This is a genomic window from Brevundimonas pondensis (assembly GCF_017487345.1).
Lineage (GTDB): Bacteria > Pseudomonadota > Alphaproteobacteria > Caulobacterales > Caulobacteraceae > Brevundimonas > Brevundimonas pondensis.
Window position 1 is genome coordinate 1,857,440 of record NZ_CP062006.1, and the last position, 15,651, is coordinate 1,873,090.

Annotated in this window: 17 protein-coding genes and 1 tRNA gene; 2 read left to right on the forward strand and 16 right to left on the reverse strand. The window is 65.1% G+C overall.

Going from position 1 to position 15,651, the window contains the following annotated elements; translation table 11 throughout:
* Window positions 1-3: 3 nt before the first annotated feature.
* From nuoL to IFE19_RS09285, 15 genes are all read right to left on the reverse strand, one after another.
* Window positions 4-2,052: an NADH-quinone oxidoreductase subunit L gene (nuoL, locus tag IFE19_RS09215; protein WP_207827519.1), complete on the reverse strand. Its 2,049-nt coding sequence runs from the start codon at window positions 2,050-2,052 to the stop codon at window positions 4-6.
* Window positions 2,053-2,066: 14 nt separating this feature from the next.
* Window positions 2,067-2,375, reverse strand: a complete 309-nt coding sequence (gene nuoK, locus IFE19_RS09220; protein WP_105563431.1) for an NADH-quinone oxidoreductase subunit NuoK — start codon at window positions 2,373-2,375, stop codon at window positions 2,067-2,069.
* Window positions 2,375-3,001 (reverse strand): NADH-quinone oxidoreductase subunit J, encoded by a 627-nt coding sequence (locus tag IFE19_RS09225; RefSeq protein WP_207821650.1) that lies wholly within the window; start codon window positions 2,999-3,001, stop codon window positions 2,375-2,377. The genes nuoK and IFE19_RS09225 overlap by 1 nt, the downstream gene beginning before the upstream one ends.
* 63 nt (window positions 3,002-3,064) lie before the next feature.
* A complete protein-coding gene (nuoI, locus tag IFE19_RS09230) occupies window positions 3,065-3,556 on the reverse strand; it encodes an NADH-quinone oxidoreductase subunit NuoI (protein ID WP_040345161.1) in 492 nt (163 codons plus the stop codon).
* Window positions 3,556-3,759, reverse strand: a complete 204-nt coding sequence (locus IFE19_RS09235; RefSeq protein ID WP_207821652.1) for a hypothetical protein — start codon at window positions 3,757-3,759, stop codon at window positions 3,556-3,558. The genes nuoI and IFE19_RS09235 overlap by 1 nt, the downstream gene beginning before the upstream one ends.
* Window positions 3,759-3,983, reverse strand: coding sequence for a hypothetical protein (locus IFE19_RS09240; protein ID WP_207821654.1), 225 nt, complete (start codon window positions 3,981-3,983; stop codon window positions 3,759-3,761). Before IFE19_RS09240 ends, IFE19_RS09235 begins: the two co-directional genes overlap by 1 nt.
* Window positions 3,983-5,059, reverse strand: coding sequence for an NADH-quinone oxidoreductase subunit NuoH (nuoH, locus tag IFE19_RS09245; RefSeq protein ID WP_207821656.1), 1,077 nt, complete (start codon window positions 5,057-5,059; stop codon window positions 3,983-3,985). The genes IFE19_RS09240 and nuoH overlap by 1 nt, the downstream gene beginning before the upstream one ends.
* A 3-nt stretch (window positions 5,060-5,062) precedes the next feature.
* Window positions 5,063-7,108 (reverse strand): NADH-quinone oxidoreductase subunit NuoG, encoded by a 2,046-nt coding sequence (gene nuoG / locus IFE19_RS09250; RefSeq protein ID WP_207821658.1) that lies wholly within the window; start codon window positions 7,106-7,108, stop codon window positions 5,063-5,065.
* Window positions 7,109-7,113: 5 nt separating this feature from the next.
* Window positions 7,114-8,427, reverse strand: a complete 1,314-nt coding sequence (gene nuoF / locus IFE19_RS09255; protein WP_207821660.1) for an NADH-quinone oxidoreductase subunit NuoF — start codon at window positions 8,425-8,427, stop codon at window positions 7,114-7,116.
* A 6-nt stretch (window positions 8,428-8,433) separates the two neighbouring features.
* The gene (locus IFE19_RS09260; RefSeq protein ID WP_207821662.1) at window positions 8,434-8,703 is read right to left on the reverse strand and encodes a hypothetical protein; all 270 of its coding nucleotides are present in this window, start codon (window positions 8,701-8,703) and stop codon (window positions 8,434-8,436) included.
* Window positions 8,703-9,377, reverse strand: coding sequence for an NADH-quinone oxidoreductase subunit NuoE (gene nuoE / locus IFE19_RS09265; RefSeq protein ID WP_207821664.1), 675 nt, complete (start codon window positions 9,375-9,377; stop codon window positions 8,703-8,705). Before nuoE ends, IFE19_RS09260 begins: the two co-directional genes overlap by 1 nt.
* Complete coding sequence (locus IFE19_RS09270) at window positions 9,374-10,552, reverse strand: NADH-quinone oxidoreductase subunit D (RefSeq protein ID WP_207827521.1); 1,179 nt, start codon at window positions 10,550-10,552, stop codon at window positions 9,374-9,376. Before IFE19_RS09270 ends, nuoE begins: the two co-directional genes overlap by 4 nt.
* Window positions 10,553-10,647: 95 nt before the next feature.
* Window positions 10,648-11,271, reverse strand: a complete 624-nt coding sequence (locus tag IFE19_RS09275) for an NADH-quinone oxidoreductase subunit C (protein ID WP_207821666.1) — start codon at window positions 11,269-11,271, stop codon at window positions 10,648-10,650.
* Window positions 11,268-11,891: a NuoB/complex I 20 kDa subunit family protein gene (locus IFE19_RS09280; RefSeq protein WP_207821668.1), complete on the reverse strand. Its 624-nt coding sequence runs from the start codon at window positions 11,889-11,891 to the stop codon at window positions 11,268-11,270. The genes IFE19_RS09275 and IFE19_RS09280 overlap by 4 nt, the downstream gene beginning before the upstream one ends.
* Window positions 11,861-12,238 carry an NADH-quinone oxidoreductase subunit A gene (locus IFE19_RS09285; RefSeq protein WP_207821670.1) on the reverse strand — a complete coding sequence of 126 codons (378 nt, stop codon included), beginning with the start codon at window positions 12,236-12,238 and terminating at the stop codon, window positions 11,861-11,863. The genes IFE19_RS09280 and IFE19_RS09285 overlap by 31 nt, the downstream gene beginning before the upstream one ends.
* Before the next feature lie 210 nt (window positions 12,239-12,448).
* Between IFE19_RS09285 and IFE19_RS09290 the strand changes: the two genes are divergently transcribed.
* Both IFE19_RS09290 and IFE19_RS09295 read left to right on the forward strand, forming a co-directional pair.
* On the forward strand, window positions 12,449-14,059 hold the full coding sequence (locus tag IFE19_RS09290; protein WP_207821673.1) for an AbgT family transporter: 1,611 nt from the start codon (window positions 12,449-12,451) through the stop codon (window positions 14,057-14,059).
* 112 nt (window positions 14,060-14,171) lie between these two features.
* Window positions 14,172-14,248: transfer RNA gene (locus IFE19_RS09295), tRNA-Asp, on the forward strand.
* Between the two features lie 111 nt (window positions 14,249-14,359).
* Here IFE19_RS09295 and IFE19_RS09300 read toward each other — a convergent pair.
* Entirely contained in the window at window positions 14,360-15,610 is a 1,251-nt protein-coding gene (locus IFE19_RS09300; protein WP_207821675.1) for a glycosyltransferase, read from the reverse strand.
* Between the last annotated feature and the right edge of the window lie 41 nt (window positions 15,611-15,651).

Here is a 15,651-nt window from a genome sequence, read left to right on the forward strand (position 1 = left end):
GGCTCAGGCTCCCCACGTGAAGATGGCGAAGGCAAGGAACGCAGCCACGCCGATCAGCATCACGAATGCATAGAAGTAGACGAAACCGGACTGGAAGCGCGACAACCAGCCGCCCGATTTCAGCGAAGCCCAGGCGGCGCCATTGGGGCCCAGACCGTCGATGATCTTCACGTCGCCTATCTTCCAGAAGAAGTCGCCGAGCGCCTTGGCGCCCTTCACGAAGACGGCGTCATACAGCTCGTCGAAGAACCACTTGTTGTAGAGGAAGGTCCACAGCGGTCCCTTGCGGTCGGCCCACTGTTTGGCGACGCCTTCCTTGAGGATGTAGATCCAGAAGGCGGCGGCGGTGCCCAGCAGGGTCACGACCAGCGGAGCCCACTTCACCCAGGTCGGGACATTGTGGCTCTCGTGCAGCACATGATTGTTGCTGCCGACGAAGATGGCGCCGCGCCAGAACTCGGCCTCATGGTGACCAATGAAGTGCGGGGCGAAGATCATGCCCGCGAAGACGGCGCCGATCGACAGCACCAGCAGCGGCAGGACCATGGGCGCCGGGCTCTCATGCGGCGACAGCGGACCATGGTGATGGTCGTCGTGCGCATGATCGTCATGGGCGTGGTCGTCGTGACCGTGGGCGTCCGCATGGTGAGCGCCCTCCTCTTCCTTCCACTTGGCCGTGCCGTGGAAGGTCATGAAGACCAGGCGCCACGAGTAGTAGGCCGTCAGCAGAGCCGCCGAGATGCCGATGACGAAGGCGAACATGCCCGCAGCCGAGTGGCCGGTCGTCGCCGCCGCATAGGCGCTCTCGAGGATGGAATCCTTGGAGTAGAAGCCGGCGAAGCCGCCGACGCCGGGCAGACCCAGGCCGGTGATGGCGATGGTGCCGATCATCATGACCGCATAGGTGATGGGCAGCAGCTTCCACAGGCCGCCCATGTTCCGCATGTCCTGCTCGTGGTGCATGCCGTGGATCACCGAACCGGCGCCCAGGAAGAGCAGAGCCTTGAAGAAGGCGTGCGTGAACAGGTGGAACATGGCGGGCTGATAGGCGCCGACGCCCGCCGCGAAGAACATGTAGCCCAGCTGCGAGCAGGTCGAGTAGGCGATCACGCGCTTGATGTCGTTCTGCATCATGCCGACGGTCGCGGCGAAGATCGCCGTGATCCCGCCGATGATGGCGATGAACAGCGACGCGACCGGCGCGTGCTCATAGAGCGGCGACAGCAGGCAGACCATGTAGACGCCGGCGGTGACCATGGTCGCCGCGTGGATCAGGGCCGACACAGGCGTCGGGCCTTCCATGGCGTCCGGCAGCCAGGTGTGCAGGAAGAACTGGGCCGACTTGCCCATGGCGCCGATGAACAGCAGCAGACCGGCCAGATCCAGCGCGGACCAGGTGTGGCCCAGGAAGTCCCAGCCCGTGCCGACCTTGCCGGCGATCTGCGGGAACAGCTCGGCGAACTGGATCGTGCCGAACATCCAGAAGATGGTCATCATGCCCAGCAGGAAGCCGAAGTCGCCGACGCGGTTGACCACGAAGGCCTTGATGGCGGCGGCCGAGGCGGTGTCCTTCTTGTACCAGAAGCCGATCAGCAGATAGGACGCCAGACCCACGCCTTCCCAGCCGAAGAACATCTGCAGGAAGTCGGCGGCCGTCACCAGCGCCAGCATCATGAAGGTGAACAGCGACAGGTAGGCGAAGAAGCGAGGACGGCTGTCGTCCTCGGCCATGTAGCCCCAGGAATAGAGGTGAACCAGCGACGACACGGTCGTCACCACGATCAGCATGGTGGCCGACATCGCGTCCACGCGGATCGACCAGTTCGACTGGAAGTCGCCGACGTGGATGAAGGGCGCGATGTGGACGGTGAAGGCTTCGAGCCCGCCCCAGGTCCATTGGCTGAACACGATCCACGAGACCGCGCACGAGAAGAACAGCAGGCCGGTCGTGACCGACTGCGAGGCGATGTTCCCGATCCTGCGACCGAAGAAGCCAGCGATCATCGCCCCCAGAAGGGGGGCGAAGACGCCGAGAGTGACGAGAGTCTGGATAGTCACGGTTCCGATCAGCCCTTCATCACGGAGGCGTCGTCAACCGCGATGTCGCCGCGGTTACGGAAGAAGGTCACCAGGATCGCCAGGCCGACGGCGGCTTCAGCCGCGGCGACGGTCAGGACGAACATGGCCATCAGCTGACCCGACACATCGTTGAGATAGGTCGAGAAGGCGACGAAGTTGATGTTCACCGCAAGCAGGATCAGCTCGACCGACATCAGGATGATGATGACGTTCTTGCGGTTCACGAAGATGCCGAACACCCCGATGGTGAACAGCATGGCGGCGACCGCCAGATAGTGCTGGAGCGAGATGTCCATCACAGAAGCTCCTCGGGGGTGACGCCCTGGCCGGTAGCGACCGACTTGACCTCGACGGCCTTCGCGCGTTCGCGGTTGGCCTGGGCGGCCAGGTCTTGGCGACGCACGCCGGGGCGGTGACGCAGGGTCAGGACGATGGCGCCGATCATGGCGATCAGCAGCACGATGCCCGCAGCCTGGAAGAAGTAGACGTAGTCCGTGTAGAGCACGCGGCCGATGGTCTCGATGTTGCTGGCGTCAGCGCCGGCGACAACAGGGGCGATGGCCGACCTGGCCGCACCGCCCTGCACCACGGTGATCGAAACCATGATCATCTCGGCCAGCAACACGCCGGCGACGATCCCCGCCAGCGGCAGGTAGCGGGCGTAGCCTTCGCGGAGGCGGACGAAGTCGACGTCCAGCATCATGACCACGAACAGGAACAGCACCGCGACGGCGCCGACGTAGACGACCACCAGCAGCATGGCCAGGAACTCTGCGCCCAGCAGGACGAACAGGCCGGCGGCCGAGAAGAAGCTGAGGATCAGCCACAGGACGGAGTGCACGGGATTGCGCGCGGTCACGACCAGAAGGCCCGAGACCACGGCGACCGTCGCCAGAAGATAAAACGCTATGCCTTGCAGCATGGGTGGGACAAAGCCCCCTTCAAAGTCTTGCGCAGCGATCCCGTGGCGGAATCGCGGCTCGGTTTAGCGATACGGAGCGTCGAGTTCCAGATTCTTCGCGATCAGCCGTTCCCAGCGGTCGCCGTTGTCCAGCAGTCGGGCCTTGTCATAGAGCAGTTCTTCGCGCGTCTCGGTGGCGAACTCGCTGTTCGGTCCCTCGACGATGGCGTCCACCGGGCAGGCCTCCTGGCACAGGCCGCAGTAGATGCACTTGACCATGTCGATGTCGTAGCGCGTCGTGCGGCGGCTGCCGTCGGCGCGCGGTTCGGCCTCGATGGTGATGGCCTGGGCGGGGCAGATGGCCTCGCACAGCTTGCAGGCGATGCAGCGCTCTTCGCCGTTCGGATAGCGGCGCAGTGCGTGTTCGCCACGGAAGCGCGGCGACTGCGGGTTGCGCTCGAACGGATAGTTCACCGTCGCCTTCGGCTTCATCATGTACTTCATCGACAGGCCGACGGCGCCGAACACGTCGGTCAGCATCGCGCCCTTGGCCGCCTGAACGATACGGGTCAGCATTACGATTTCACTCCGGCGCACTCGCGTTCATAGCGCGCGCTTTCCTTGTCGAGGGTTCCGCAGACACGTGCGCGTTCAGCGTCTTCACGCTGGATACGCTCCACCTTGCGTTCCCATTGATAGACCGAGACGGGCTCGGCTTCGTAAGAGGCGCAGCCGCCGAGAACAATCAGCAGCGGCAGGATAATGAGGGCGCGGGCCATCAGTTCACCTGCCGCTTGCAGTCGTCGCGGTCGAAACGCGGATCATCGCGCGACAGCCGCTGGCAATAGGCGCGCTTGTCCGCATCGTCGCGGCGTTCGCGTTCGACACGTTCCAGGCGCGCGGACGCGCTTTCCGGCGCAGCAGGGTCCATCGGCTTGAAAGTGCAGGCCGACAGGCCGGCGGCGAAGGCCAGCGCAAGCAGTGATGTGGCGCGAACGCCCATCACGCGCCCACCGCGAAGACACGCCAGGCCGCCACGGCCACCACGGCGATCAGCGACGACGGCAGGAAGATCTTCCAGCCCAGACGCATCAGCTGATCGTAGCGGTAGCGGGGTACGAAGGCCTTCACCAGGGCGATCATGAAGAACCAGAAGACGATCTTGGTCGCCAGGACCAGGAAGTAGAACAGGTTGGCCAGGAAGGTCGGCCAGCTGTCGAGGAAGTCGGTCGGGAAGCCCGGGTTCCAGCCGCCGCAGAACAGCAGGCTGATCATGGCGCACATGAAGACGATGTTGGCGTACTCGCCGATCATGAACAGCAGGTAGGGCGTCGACGAATATTCGACCTGATAACCGGCCACCAGTTCCGACTCCGCTTCGGGAAGGTCGAAGGGCGGGCGGTTGGTCTCGGCCAGGGCCGAGATGAAGAAGACGATGGTCATCGGGATCATGACCACGATGGTCGGCAGGGTCTCGAGGCCGCCGCCGAACATGTTCCAGTTCCAGATCCACCCGGTCTGCTGGGTCACGATCTCGGTCAGGTTCATCGTCCCGGCCAGCAGGATGACGTTGATGATGACCAGGCCCATCGAGACCTCATAGGACACCATCTGCGCCGCCGAACGCAGCGAACCCAGGAACGGATACTTCGAGTTCGAAGCCCAGCCGCCCATGATGATGCCATAGACGCCCAGCGAGCTGATCGCGAGGATATACAGAACGCCGACGTTCAGGTCCGAGATCACCCAGCCGGGTGCGAACGGGATCACGGCCCAGGCGATGAAGGCCAGGATGAAGGTGATCAGCGGCGCGGCCAGGAAGACGACCTTGTCGGAACCCGACGGGACGACGATTTCCTTGAGCACGAACTTGAAGAAGTCGGCGAAGGACTGCAGCAGGCCGAACGGGCCGACCACGTTGGGGCCTTTGCGCATCTGCACGCCAGCCCAGATCTTGCGGTCCGCCAGCAGCAGGAAGGCGAGCGAGATCAGGATCCCGACCGTGACGATCAGGATGCCGCCGATGGTGGCGAGGGTCCAGCCGAGGGGCGTGGCCCAGAAGGAGGTCGCAGCGTCCATGATTTACTCCGCCGCCAGTACGACCGGGGCCGTCCGCTCAGCGGACAGTTGGGCCATCGTTTCGCTGGCGCGCGCGATCGGGTTGGTCAGGTAGGGATCGACGATGGTCGAGACGAAGGCGACGTCGCCCAGATCGCCCTTGGCGCCCAGAGCCGCCACGTCGAACGAAGCCGCCGGGGCCAGATAGTCGATGCGGCCAAAGGTCGGATGGTCGCCCATCAGCTTCGTGCGCAGCTGCTCCAGGGTGTCGAACGGCAGCTTGTGGCCGACGCGTTCCGACAGGGCGCGGATGACGGCCCAATCTTCCTTGGCCTCGCCCTTCGGGAAGACGACGCGCTCGGCCATCTGCACCCGGCCTTCAGTGTTCACGTAGAGGCCCGACTTCTCGGTGTAGGAAGCGCCCGGCAGGATGACGTCGGCGCCGTGCGCGCCGCGATCACCGTGCGACCCCAGATAGACGCGGAAAGCGTCCGAGGCCGAAGCGTTCACCTCATCGGCGCCCAGAAGGAACAGCACGTCCAGCGCGCCCGGCTTCAGCATGCCGGCCACGTCCAGACCGCCCTCGGCGGGGACGAAGCCCATGTCCAGACCGCCGACGCGGGCGGCGGCGGTGTGCAGGACGTTGAAGCCGTTCCAGCCGTCCTTGACCACGCCGACCTTCTTGGCCAGCGCGCCCAGGGCGTTCAGCACGGCCGCGCCGGTCTCGCCGGTCAGGGCGCCCGCGCCGACGATGATCGCCGGACGCTCGGCCTTGGTCAGGAAGTCGACGGCCGCCTTGGGCAGCTTGCCGACGGTCTTCGAACCGGCGCCCAGGTAGTTGTAGTCATAGGTCAGGTCGACCTGCTCGCCGATGACGCCGATCTCGACGGCGCCCTTCAGCCAGGTCTTGCGGATGCGGGCGTTGAGCAGCGGGGCTTCGGTGCGCGGATTGGCGCCAACGATCAGGATGGCGTCAGCGTTTTCAATGCCTTGCAGGCCGGAGTTGAACAGCCAGCCCTCGCGAGCCCCCCGCCCGATCGCGGCGCCGTCCTGACGGCAGTCGGTGTTGGCCGAGCCCAGGGCGCGGAACAGGTCCAGGGCGGCCTTCATCGACTCGGCGTCCTGCAGGTCGCCGGCGATGACGCCGATGCGGTCGGCCGAGGCCGCCTTGATCTTGGTCGCGACAGCCGACAGCGCCTCGTCCCACGAGGCGACGCGCAGCTTGCCGTTCTCACGCACCCACGGACGATCCAGACGACGCGCCTGCAGGCCGTCGACGGCGTAGCGCGAGCGGTCCGACAGCCACTCTTCGTTGATGCCCTCGTTCACGCGCGGCAGGACGCGCATCACCTCGGCGCCGCGCGCGTCGGCGCGGATGTTCGAGCCCAGGGCGTCCATGACGTCGATGGTCTCGGTCTTCTTCAGTTCCCACGGACGATAGTGGTACTGCCAGGGACGGTGCGTCAGCGCGCCCACCGGGCACAGGTCGTTGACGTTGCCCGACAGTTCGCTGTCGATGTTCTTTTCCAGATAGGTCGTGATCTCGGCGCTTTCCCCGCGCGAGATCATGCCGATGTCCGGCACGCCGGCCACTTCGGTGATGAAGCGAACGCAACGCGTGCACTGGATGCAGCGCGTCATGAACGTCTTGACCGTCGGGCCCATGTTCTTTTCTTCGACCGCGCGCTTGTTCTCGCCGTAGCGCGAACCGTCACGGCCATAGCCGACAGCCTGATCCTGCAGGTCGCATTCACCGCCCTGGTCGCAGATCGGGCAATCCAGCGGGTGGTTGATGAGCAGGAACTCCATCACCCCTTCGCGGGCCTTCTTGACCATCGGCGTGTCGGTGAAGATCTCCTGACCGTCCATGGCCGGAAGGGCGCACGACGCCTGCGGCTTCGGCGGTCCGGGCTTCACTTCAACCAGGCACATCCGGCAGTTGCCGGCGATGGACAGACGCTCGTGGTAGCAGAAACGCGGGATCTCCTGACCGGCGCGCTCTGCGACCTGCAGAACCGTCATGCCGGGTTCGAACTCGGTTTCGACGCCGTTGACCTTGGCGATAGGCATTACGATTACTCCGCCGCGATCGCGTGGCCGGCGAAGTTCGCGCGGCGGCTGCGGTAGGTGTTGATGCGGTCTTCAATCTCGTGACGGAAGTGGCGGATCAGGCCCTGAACAGGCCATGCGGCGGCGTCGCCGAGGGCGCAGATCGTGTGGCCTTCGACCTGACCAGCCACGTCGAGCAGCAGGTCGATTTCCGACGGATCGGCGTCACCGACAGCCATACGTTCCAGCACGCGCCACATCCAGCCGGTGCCTTCGCGGCACGGCGTGCACTGGCCGCAGCTCTCATGCTTGAAGAAGTAGCTGATGCGGGCGATCGCCTTCACGATGTCGGTGGACTCGTCCATGACGGTCACGCCAGCCGTCCCCAGGGACGAACGCAGCTCGCGCATGGAGTCGAAGTCCATCAGCGCGACTTCGGCCTGCTCGCGCGTGATGACAGGGCAGGACGCGCCGCCGGGGATGATGGCCTTCAGGTTGCCCCAGCCGCCACGAACGCCGCCGCCGTGATCTTCGATCAACTGACGCAGCGGCATCGACATGGTTTCTTCGATCACGCAGGGCGTGTTCACGTGTCCCGACAGGGACATCAGCTTGGTGCCGGTGTTGTTCGGACGACCGAAGCTGGCGAACCAGTCCGCGCCGCGGCGCAGGATGGTGCCGACCACGGCGATCGATTCCACGTTGTTCACGGTCGTCGGGCAGCCGTAGAGGCCAGCGCCAGCCGGGAACGGGGGCTTCAGGCGCGGCTGGCCCTTCTTGCCTTCCAGGCTTTCCAGCAGGGCCGTCTCTTCGCCGCAGATATAGGCCCCGGCGCCGTGGTGGATATAGACGTCAAAGTCCCAGCCGTGGACGTTGTTCTTGCCGATCAGCTTGGCCTCATAGGCCTGCTTGACGGCGGCTTCCATGCGCTCGCGCTCCAGCACGTACTCGCCGCGCAGGTAGATGTAGCAGGCGTGGGCCTGCATCGCGAAGGAGGCGATCAGCGCGCCCTCGATCAGCAGCTGCGGATCATGACGCATGATCTCGCGGTCCTTGCAGGTCGCGGGCTCGGATTCATCGGCGTTGATGACCAGGTAGTGAGGACGATCCTTCACTTCCTTGGGCATGAAGGACCACTTCAGGCCCGTCGAGAAACCGGCGCCGCCGCGTCCGCGCAGGCCCGAGTTCTTGACGTTGTTGATGATCCAGTCGCGGCCAAGGTCCAGCATGTCCTTGGTGGCGTTCCACGCGCCGCGCTGCTTCGCACCCTCCAGGCCCCAGTCATGGAAACCATAGAGGTTGGTGAAGATGCGGTCCTTGTCTTCGAGGATTCCGACCATGAGCCCTTAAAGTCCTTCCGCCATGCGGCGTTTATGGTGGCGGGTGCGCATGAAGATCGAACCGATCACCAGCGCCCAACCCACGGCCAGGACGCCATAGGCGACCGTCACCGCATCTTCCGTAAGTCCGAACCGACCCTGACGAGCGAACAGCACCAGTCCCGCCGCCACCACGATCAGCGCCATCCCGCCCCAGCGGAACGGCCAGCCGACGCGGCGCAGCTCGGCCCGGTAAGCCGCCCTGCCCTCATCCGTGTCCAGGTTCGGTCGCGTCATCAGGCCGGAGCCTTCTCAGCCGCCGGCTTGGCGTTCGGCAGCGACTTGATCTTCTTGGCGCGCGAACCGTCGTACAGCGTCGGGTCCGTCAGGACCTTGGCGCCGCCCTCGGGCTCGGACGTGTGACGACCCACGCGCGAACCCGGCTTCGGCGACTTGCCCGCGGCGAAGTCGTCGATGATCTGGGCCATCGTCTCGGGCGTCAGGTCTTCGTAGTAGTAGTCGTTGATCTGGGCCATCGGCGCATTGGCGCAGGCGCCCAGGCACTCGACTTCCTGCCAGGTGAAGCGACCGTCGGCGGACAGTTCGTCCTTGGGCCCGATCTTCTCCTTGCAGACGCGCATCAGCTCATTGGCGCCGCGCAGCATGCAGGGCGTGGTGCCGCAGACCTGGATCAAGGCGGCTTTGCCCACCGGCTCCAGCTGGAACATGGTGTAGAAGGTCGCGACCTCCAGCACCCGGATGAAGGGCATGCCCAGCAGTTCGCCGATGGCGCGGATGGCGGGTTCCGAGACCCAGCCTTCCTGCTTCTGGACCAGCCACAGGATCGGGATCACCGCCGACTGGCGACGATTCTCAGGGTACTTCTTGATCCACCACTCGGCCTTGGCCTTCGTGTCCTTTGAAAAGGCGAAGGTTTCAGGCTGTTCCTTGGCGAGGCGACGAACGCTCATCGGTCCACTTCTCCGAACACCATGTCGAGCGAGCCGAGGATGGCCGACACGTCCGCCAGCATGTGGCCCGTGTTCATCCAGTCCATCGCCTGCAGGTGACGGAAGCCGGGGGCCGACAGCTTGACGCGGTAGGGTTTGTTGGTGCCGTCCGACACCAGATAGACGCCGAACTCGCCCTTGGGCGCCTCGACGGCCGCATAGACCTCGCCTTCCGGCGTCTTGAAGCCCTCGGTGTAGAGCTTGAAGTGGTGGATCAGCGCTTCCATCGAACGCTTCATCTCACCGCGGCGCGGCGGGGTGACTTTGTGGTCCTCGGCCAGGACCGGCTCGCCGGGGCAGTTGCGCAGCTTGTGGATGCACTGCTCCATGATGCGGATCGACTGCTTCATCTCTTCGACGCGGCAGAGGTAGCGGTCCCAGCAGTCGCCGTTCTTGCCAACGGCGATGTCGAACTCCAGATCCGCATAGCAGTCGTAGGGCGTCGCCTTGCGCAGATCCCAGGCGATGTCCGAGCCGCGCAGCATGACGCCCGAGAAGCCCCAGGCCAGGGCCTCTTCCTTGGACACCACGCCGATGTCGACATTGCGCTGCTTGAAGATGCGGTTCTCGGTGACCAGGCTCTCGATGTCCGCCAGCTTGGCCGGGAACTCGGCGCACCAGCGGCCGATGTCGTCGATCAGCTCGGGCGTCAGGTCCTGATGGACGCCGCCCGGACGGAAGTAGTTGGCGTGCAGACGCGCGCCGCAGGCGCGCTCGTAGAAGACCATCAGCTTCTCGCGCTCTTCGTGACCCCACAGCGGCGGGGTCAGGGCGCCCACGTCCATGGCTTGCATGGTCGTGTTCAGCAGGTGGTTCAGGATGCGGCCCATTTCCGAGTACAGGACCCGGATCAGCTGGCCGCGATACGGCACATCCAGTTCCAACAAGCGCTCGATGGCCAGGCAGAAGGCGTGCTCCTGGTTCATCGGCGAGACGTAGTCCAGCCGGTCCAGGTAGGGGATGTTCTGCAGATAGGTGCGCGACTCCATCAGCTTCTCGGTGCCGCGGTGCAGCAGGCCGATGTGCGGGTCGACGCGGGTCACCAGTTCGCCGTCCAGCTCCAGCACCAGACGCAGCACGCCGTGCGCGGCCGGGTGTTGCGGGCCGAAGTTGATGGTGAACTTGCGGTCGTCCATCGCCCGCGCGTGCGGGGTCAGGCCGTCTTCATAGTCCTCGAACGGGTCAATCGCCCTGGGCGCGGCCGTCGCGGGGGTGTTGTCGCCATGCGCCATTACTTGGCTCCCGCCTTCTCGTCGCCCGGCAGGACGGTCGGATATTCAGCACCTTCCCACGGAGAGAGGAAGTCGAAGTTGCGATATTCCTGAGCCAGCTTCACCGGCTCATAGACCACGCGCTTCTGCTCTTCGTCGTAGCGGACCTCGACATAGCCCGTCATCGGGAAGTCTTTGCGCAGCGGGTGCCCCTGGAAACCGTAGTCGGTCAGGATGCGGCGCATGTCGGGGTGATCCGAGAAGATCATGCCGTACATGTCGAAGGCTTCACGCTCGAACCAGCCCGCCGACGGATAGACCGAAACGACGCTGGGGACGGGCGCGACTTCATCGGTCGAGACCTTGACGCGAACGCGCGCTGCACGGGTCAGCGACAGCAGGTGATAGACGACCTCGAACCGCTCGGCGCGGTCCGGATAGTCGGCGCCGCAGGCGTCCATCAGCAACTGGAAGCCGAATTGGTCGCGCAGGGCGGTCATGACGGCGACGATGTTCTCGCGCGGGGCGATCAGGGTCAGCTCGCCATAGGCGACGACGGCCTCGACACCGAGAGCCGCCACCATTTCGGTCCCCAGCGGGGTCAGGGCGGATTCGCGCTCCGCGACGCGCACCAGTTCGCTCATCGCTCGATCGTCCCCGTGCGGCGGATCTTCTTCTGCAGTTGCAGGATGCCGTACAGCAAGGCTTCAGCGGTCGGCGGGCAGCCAGGGACATAGACGTCCACCGGCACCACGCGATCGCAGCCGCGCACGACGCTGTAGCTGTAGTGATAATAGCCGCCGCCGTTGGCGCAGCTGCCCATCGAGATGACGTAACGCGGGTCCGGCATCTGGTCGTAGACCTTGCGCAGGGCCGGAGCCATCTTGTTGGTCAGGGTGCCGGCCACGATCATCAGGTCCGACTGGCGCGGCGAACCGCGCGGCGCGGTGCCGAAGCGTTCCAGGTCGAAGCGCGGCATGGACAGGTGGATCATCTCCACGGCGCAGCAGGCCAGACCGAACGACATCCACATCAGCGAACCGGTGCGGGCCCAGTTGATGACGTCGTCCAGCGAGGTCGTCAGGAAGCCCTGTTCGCCGAGCTCGGTGTTCACCGCCTCGAAGAACTTGTCATGAATCTTGGGGTCGTAGCCTTCCACGGTCGAACGCGCGCCAGAGCCGTAGCTTGGGTCAGCGGGGACCAGGGGCGACGCCAAGGGCGACGAAGGCGCGATTATTGCCATTCCAGCGCTCCCTTCTTCCATTCGTAGATAAAGCCGACCGTCAGGACGCCGAGGAAGACCATCATCGACCAGAAGGCGAAGACCATGCCGCCGGTCGACAGGTCGAACATCGACACCGCCCACGGGAACAGGAAGGCCACTTCCAAGTCGAAGATGATGAAGAGGATCGACACCAGGTAGAACCGGACGTCGAACTTCATCCGTGCGTCATCAAAGGCGTTGAAGCCGCACTCATAGGCCGACAGCTTTTCAGTGTCGGGGTTTTTCGGCGCCAGGGCCCAGGCGGCCAGCATGAAGCCGAGGCCCAGTACGGCGGCGATCGCCAGGAAAACGACGATCGGGAGGTATTCCAGAAGAAATGCGTTCATTCGAGCTGCCTCGCCCGCCGAGGGAGGGGGCGGATTCGGGGCTTCTTAGACCCAACCTTCGACAGGTTCAAACCCATGTCGGCAAAGGTTTTTTGTTGAGAATGGTTCGCAAGCTTGTGCGCGTTTTGCCGCAGCCCCCGACGTTGCCAGTTGCACCGGCGATACGCGTAAATGGCGACTTTCCCATACCTCTGTAATCAAGGTCACAGCATGAGCCTGGCAGCCCGCTTGCTGAACACCATCGAACGCGTCGGCAATCGCCTGCCCGATCCCGTATTTCTCTTTCTGTGGCTGATCCTGGGCCTGATCGTGCTCAGCTTGGTCGGGGCCGGTCTGGGCTGGTCAGCGGTCAACCCGGTGACCGGCGACGTGCTGCAGGCCGAGAGCCTGTTGTCGCCCGCCAATCTGGAGCGGCTGTTCATCGGCATGCCCCGCACCCTGGCCGATTTTCCGCCGCTGGGGATCGTGATCACAATTATTTACGGCGCCTCGGTCGCGGAACGGACGGGCATGTTCTCGACCGCCATTCGCGGCGCCCTGCTGAACGCCCCGCGATTCATCCTGACGCCGATCGTGGTGGTGACCGGCATGGTGTCGCACCACGCCTCCGACGCCTCCTACGTCGTGGTCATTCCGCTGGCGGCCGTCATCTTCGCGGCTGCGGGCCGCCATCCTCTGGCCGGCCTGGCCGCCGGGTTCGCCGCCGTCTCGGGCGGATATGCGGGCAACCTCTTCCCCGGCGCCAGCGACGCCCTGATCCTGGGCATCACCGAACCGGCCGCCCACCTGATCGATCCGTCCTACGCCGTCAGCATCGCCGGCAACTGGTTCTTCATCGTCGGCGTCGTCTTCGTCTTCACCCCCATCGTCTGGTTCCTGACCGACCGGGTGATCGAGCCGCGCCTCGGGCCGTGGGTCCCTACCTCCGCCGCGCCTGCCACCGCCGAGGAAAAGCAGCCACTTTCAGCGATGGAAAAGCGCGGCCTGATCTTTGCCGGCCTGACCATCCTGTCGATGATCGCGCTGTGGACCCTCGTCACCCTCCTGCCCGGCTCGCCCTTCGTCGACGCCGACGCCGAGCCTGCCCAGCGTTTCAACCCCCTGTACCGCTCGCTGGTCGCCTTCTTCGCCCTGACCTTCTTTGGGGCGGGCGCAGCCTTCGGCGTCGGCTCCGGCTCGATCAAGAGCCACCACGACCTGGTGCGGATGATGCGCGAGGGGATCAGTCAGTTAGCCCCCTATATCGTCCTGGCCTTCTTCGCCGCCCACTTCGTGGCCATGTTCAACTGGTCGGGCCTGGGGCCGATTCTGGCGGTCAACGCGGCCGCGTCGCTGCGCGAACTGGCCCTGCCCACGCCGCTGCTGCTGATCGTGGTGGTGCTGGTCTCCTGCGTCTTCGACCTGTTCATCGGCTCGGCCTCGGCCAAGTGGTCAGCCCTGGCCCCTATCGTCGTGCCCATGTTCATGCTGCTGGGCATCAGCCCCGAGATGACGACCGCCGCCTATCGCATGGGCGACAGCGTCACCAACATCGCCACCCCGCTGATGAGCTACTTCCCGCTGATCCTGACTTTCGCCCAGCGCTGGGACCCGCGTTTCGGCCTGGGCTCGCTGATGGCCACCATGCTGCCCTACGCCGGGGCCTTCCTGGTCGCGGGTCTGATCATGGTGGCGACCTGGGTGGCGCTGGATCTGCCGCTGGGGCCGGGCGTGGGCGTCCACTACGAACCGCCCCCGCCTGCCGTCGCCTCGCACCTGCCGACGGACGGCGGAATCGCCGGTCCCGCAGCCCCGCCTCAGGCCGCCGCTGCCGCCAAGTAACGGAGGTCTGGCGATATTTTCACTTATCCACAGCAGGGCCGCTTGACGTGTGCGGCGGCCCCGCCTAAACGACGCCCCTCGCCGCGGCGCACAGCGCTTCGGTTCGGGAAACGCGGGTGTAGCTCAGTTGGTTAGAGTGCCGGCCTGTCACGCCGGAGGTCGCGGGTTCGAGCCCCGTCACTCGCGCCATTCCTTTCAGCGAAAGGAATGGCGCACACCGCCCCCAAGGGGCGCAGTCTCTCTCATTACATTGTCAGAACGCTCCGCCACACGCAGTCGCGCGCGCAGAGCATCGCACCGCTAGTTAAGCGGCGCGACCTCTTGCGGCATGACGAACTCCGGGCGTCCGCTCAGTTCGCCGTAAAGCATCGACAGATCCTCGAAGACCCGGTTCCAGGCGAACTGCTCGACCATCTTCACACGGGCCGCCTGGCCCAGCGCCTCGATGTCGCGTGCAAACAGGGCCTCGATGGCCTCGGCGTAGTCCGCCGGATCGGCCGACGCCGCCAGCTGGCCCACGCTGGAATCGACCGTCTCGGCCACGCCGCCGGCGTTGACGCCCACCACGGGCCGACCGCAGGCCATCGCCTCCAGCACGATCAGGCCGAAGGGTTCCTTGTCGTTGGCGTGAACGAAGACGTCGCAGCTGGCGATGATCCGCGCCACGGCCTTGGGGTCCTTCTCATAGGGCAGAGAGATCACCCGATCTTCCGGCGGCATCCCCGCTCCGGCGCCGACCAGCACCAGATGATAGGGCGCGCCCAGACGCTGCACCGCGTCGATCAGGACGTCGACGTTCTTCTCCTTGGCCGGACGGCCCGCGAAGCACAGCAGACGGGCGTCAGCGTCCAGGCCCAGCTTCTTCAGTAGCCAGTCACGATCGCGACGGTCAGGCCTGAAGGTGTCGACCTCGACCCCCAAGGGGCGAATCACGATGCCGCCGACGCCAGCTTCTTCCAGCCGCCGCGCGATGAAGCGGCTGGGCGAGACCACGCGGTCGAACTGCGAAAACAGTCGGGCCCAGCGCTTTTCAACCGGCTTCTTGGCCCATTCACCGAAATGCAGGGCCGCCAGACCCGCCGGGTCCGAATGACAGAAACCGACGACCGGACACCCGGCACGCTGCCCGGCCTCCAGCGCGCCCTGGCCCGGCGTATAGGGGTCCCCCGCCTCGATGACGGCCGGGTTCATCGACGCTACCCAGGCCCCCCAACGCCGCACAGAGCTGGGCCAGCGATAGCCGTCCCCGAACGGCAGCTTGGCGGCGTGAAGCTGGACGATTCCATCTGCGCCCGCCCTGTGCTTGGCGCCCGGAACCACCAGCGAATGAGCCACCGAGGGGCGGTTCGCTTCCAGCCAGGCCTTCTTGGACAGAAGATAGCGTTTCACCCCGCCTGATCGCGGCGCGAACAGCATGGTGGTGTCCACCAGTCTCGGGCGCGGATCGGCAGTTGAGGCCTTCAGAATTCTAAGTGTTTCAGCGACTTCCTCGTCCAATCCGGGGATCAGGCGCAGTTCGCCTTCCTGGACATCAATATCGCTCATCGTCATTGAGGCGGCCTCCCCGGATCTCGACGCCGCAACGCGGCTGG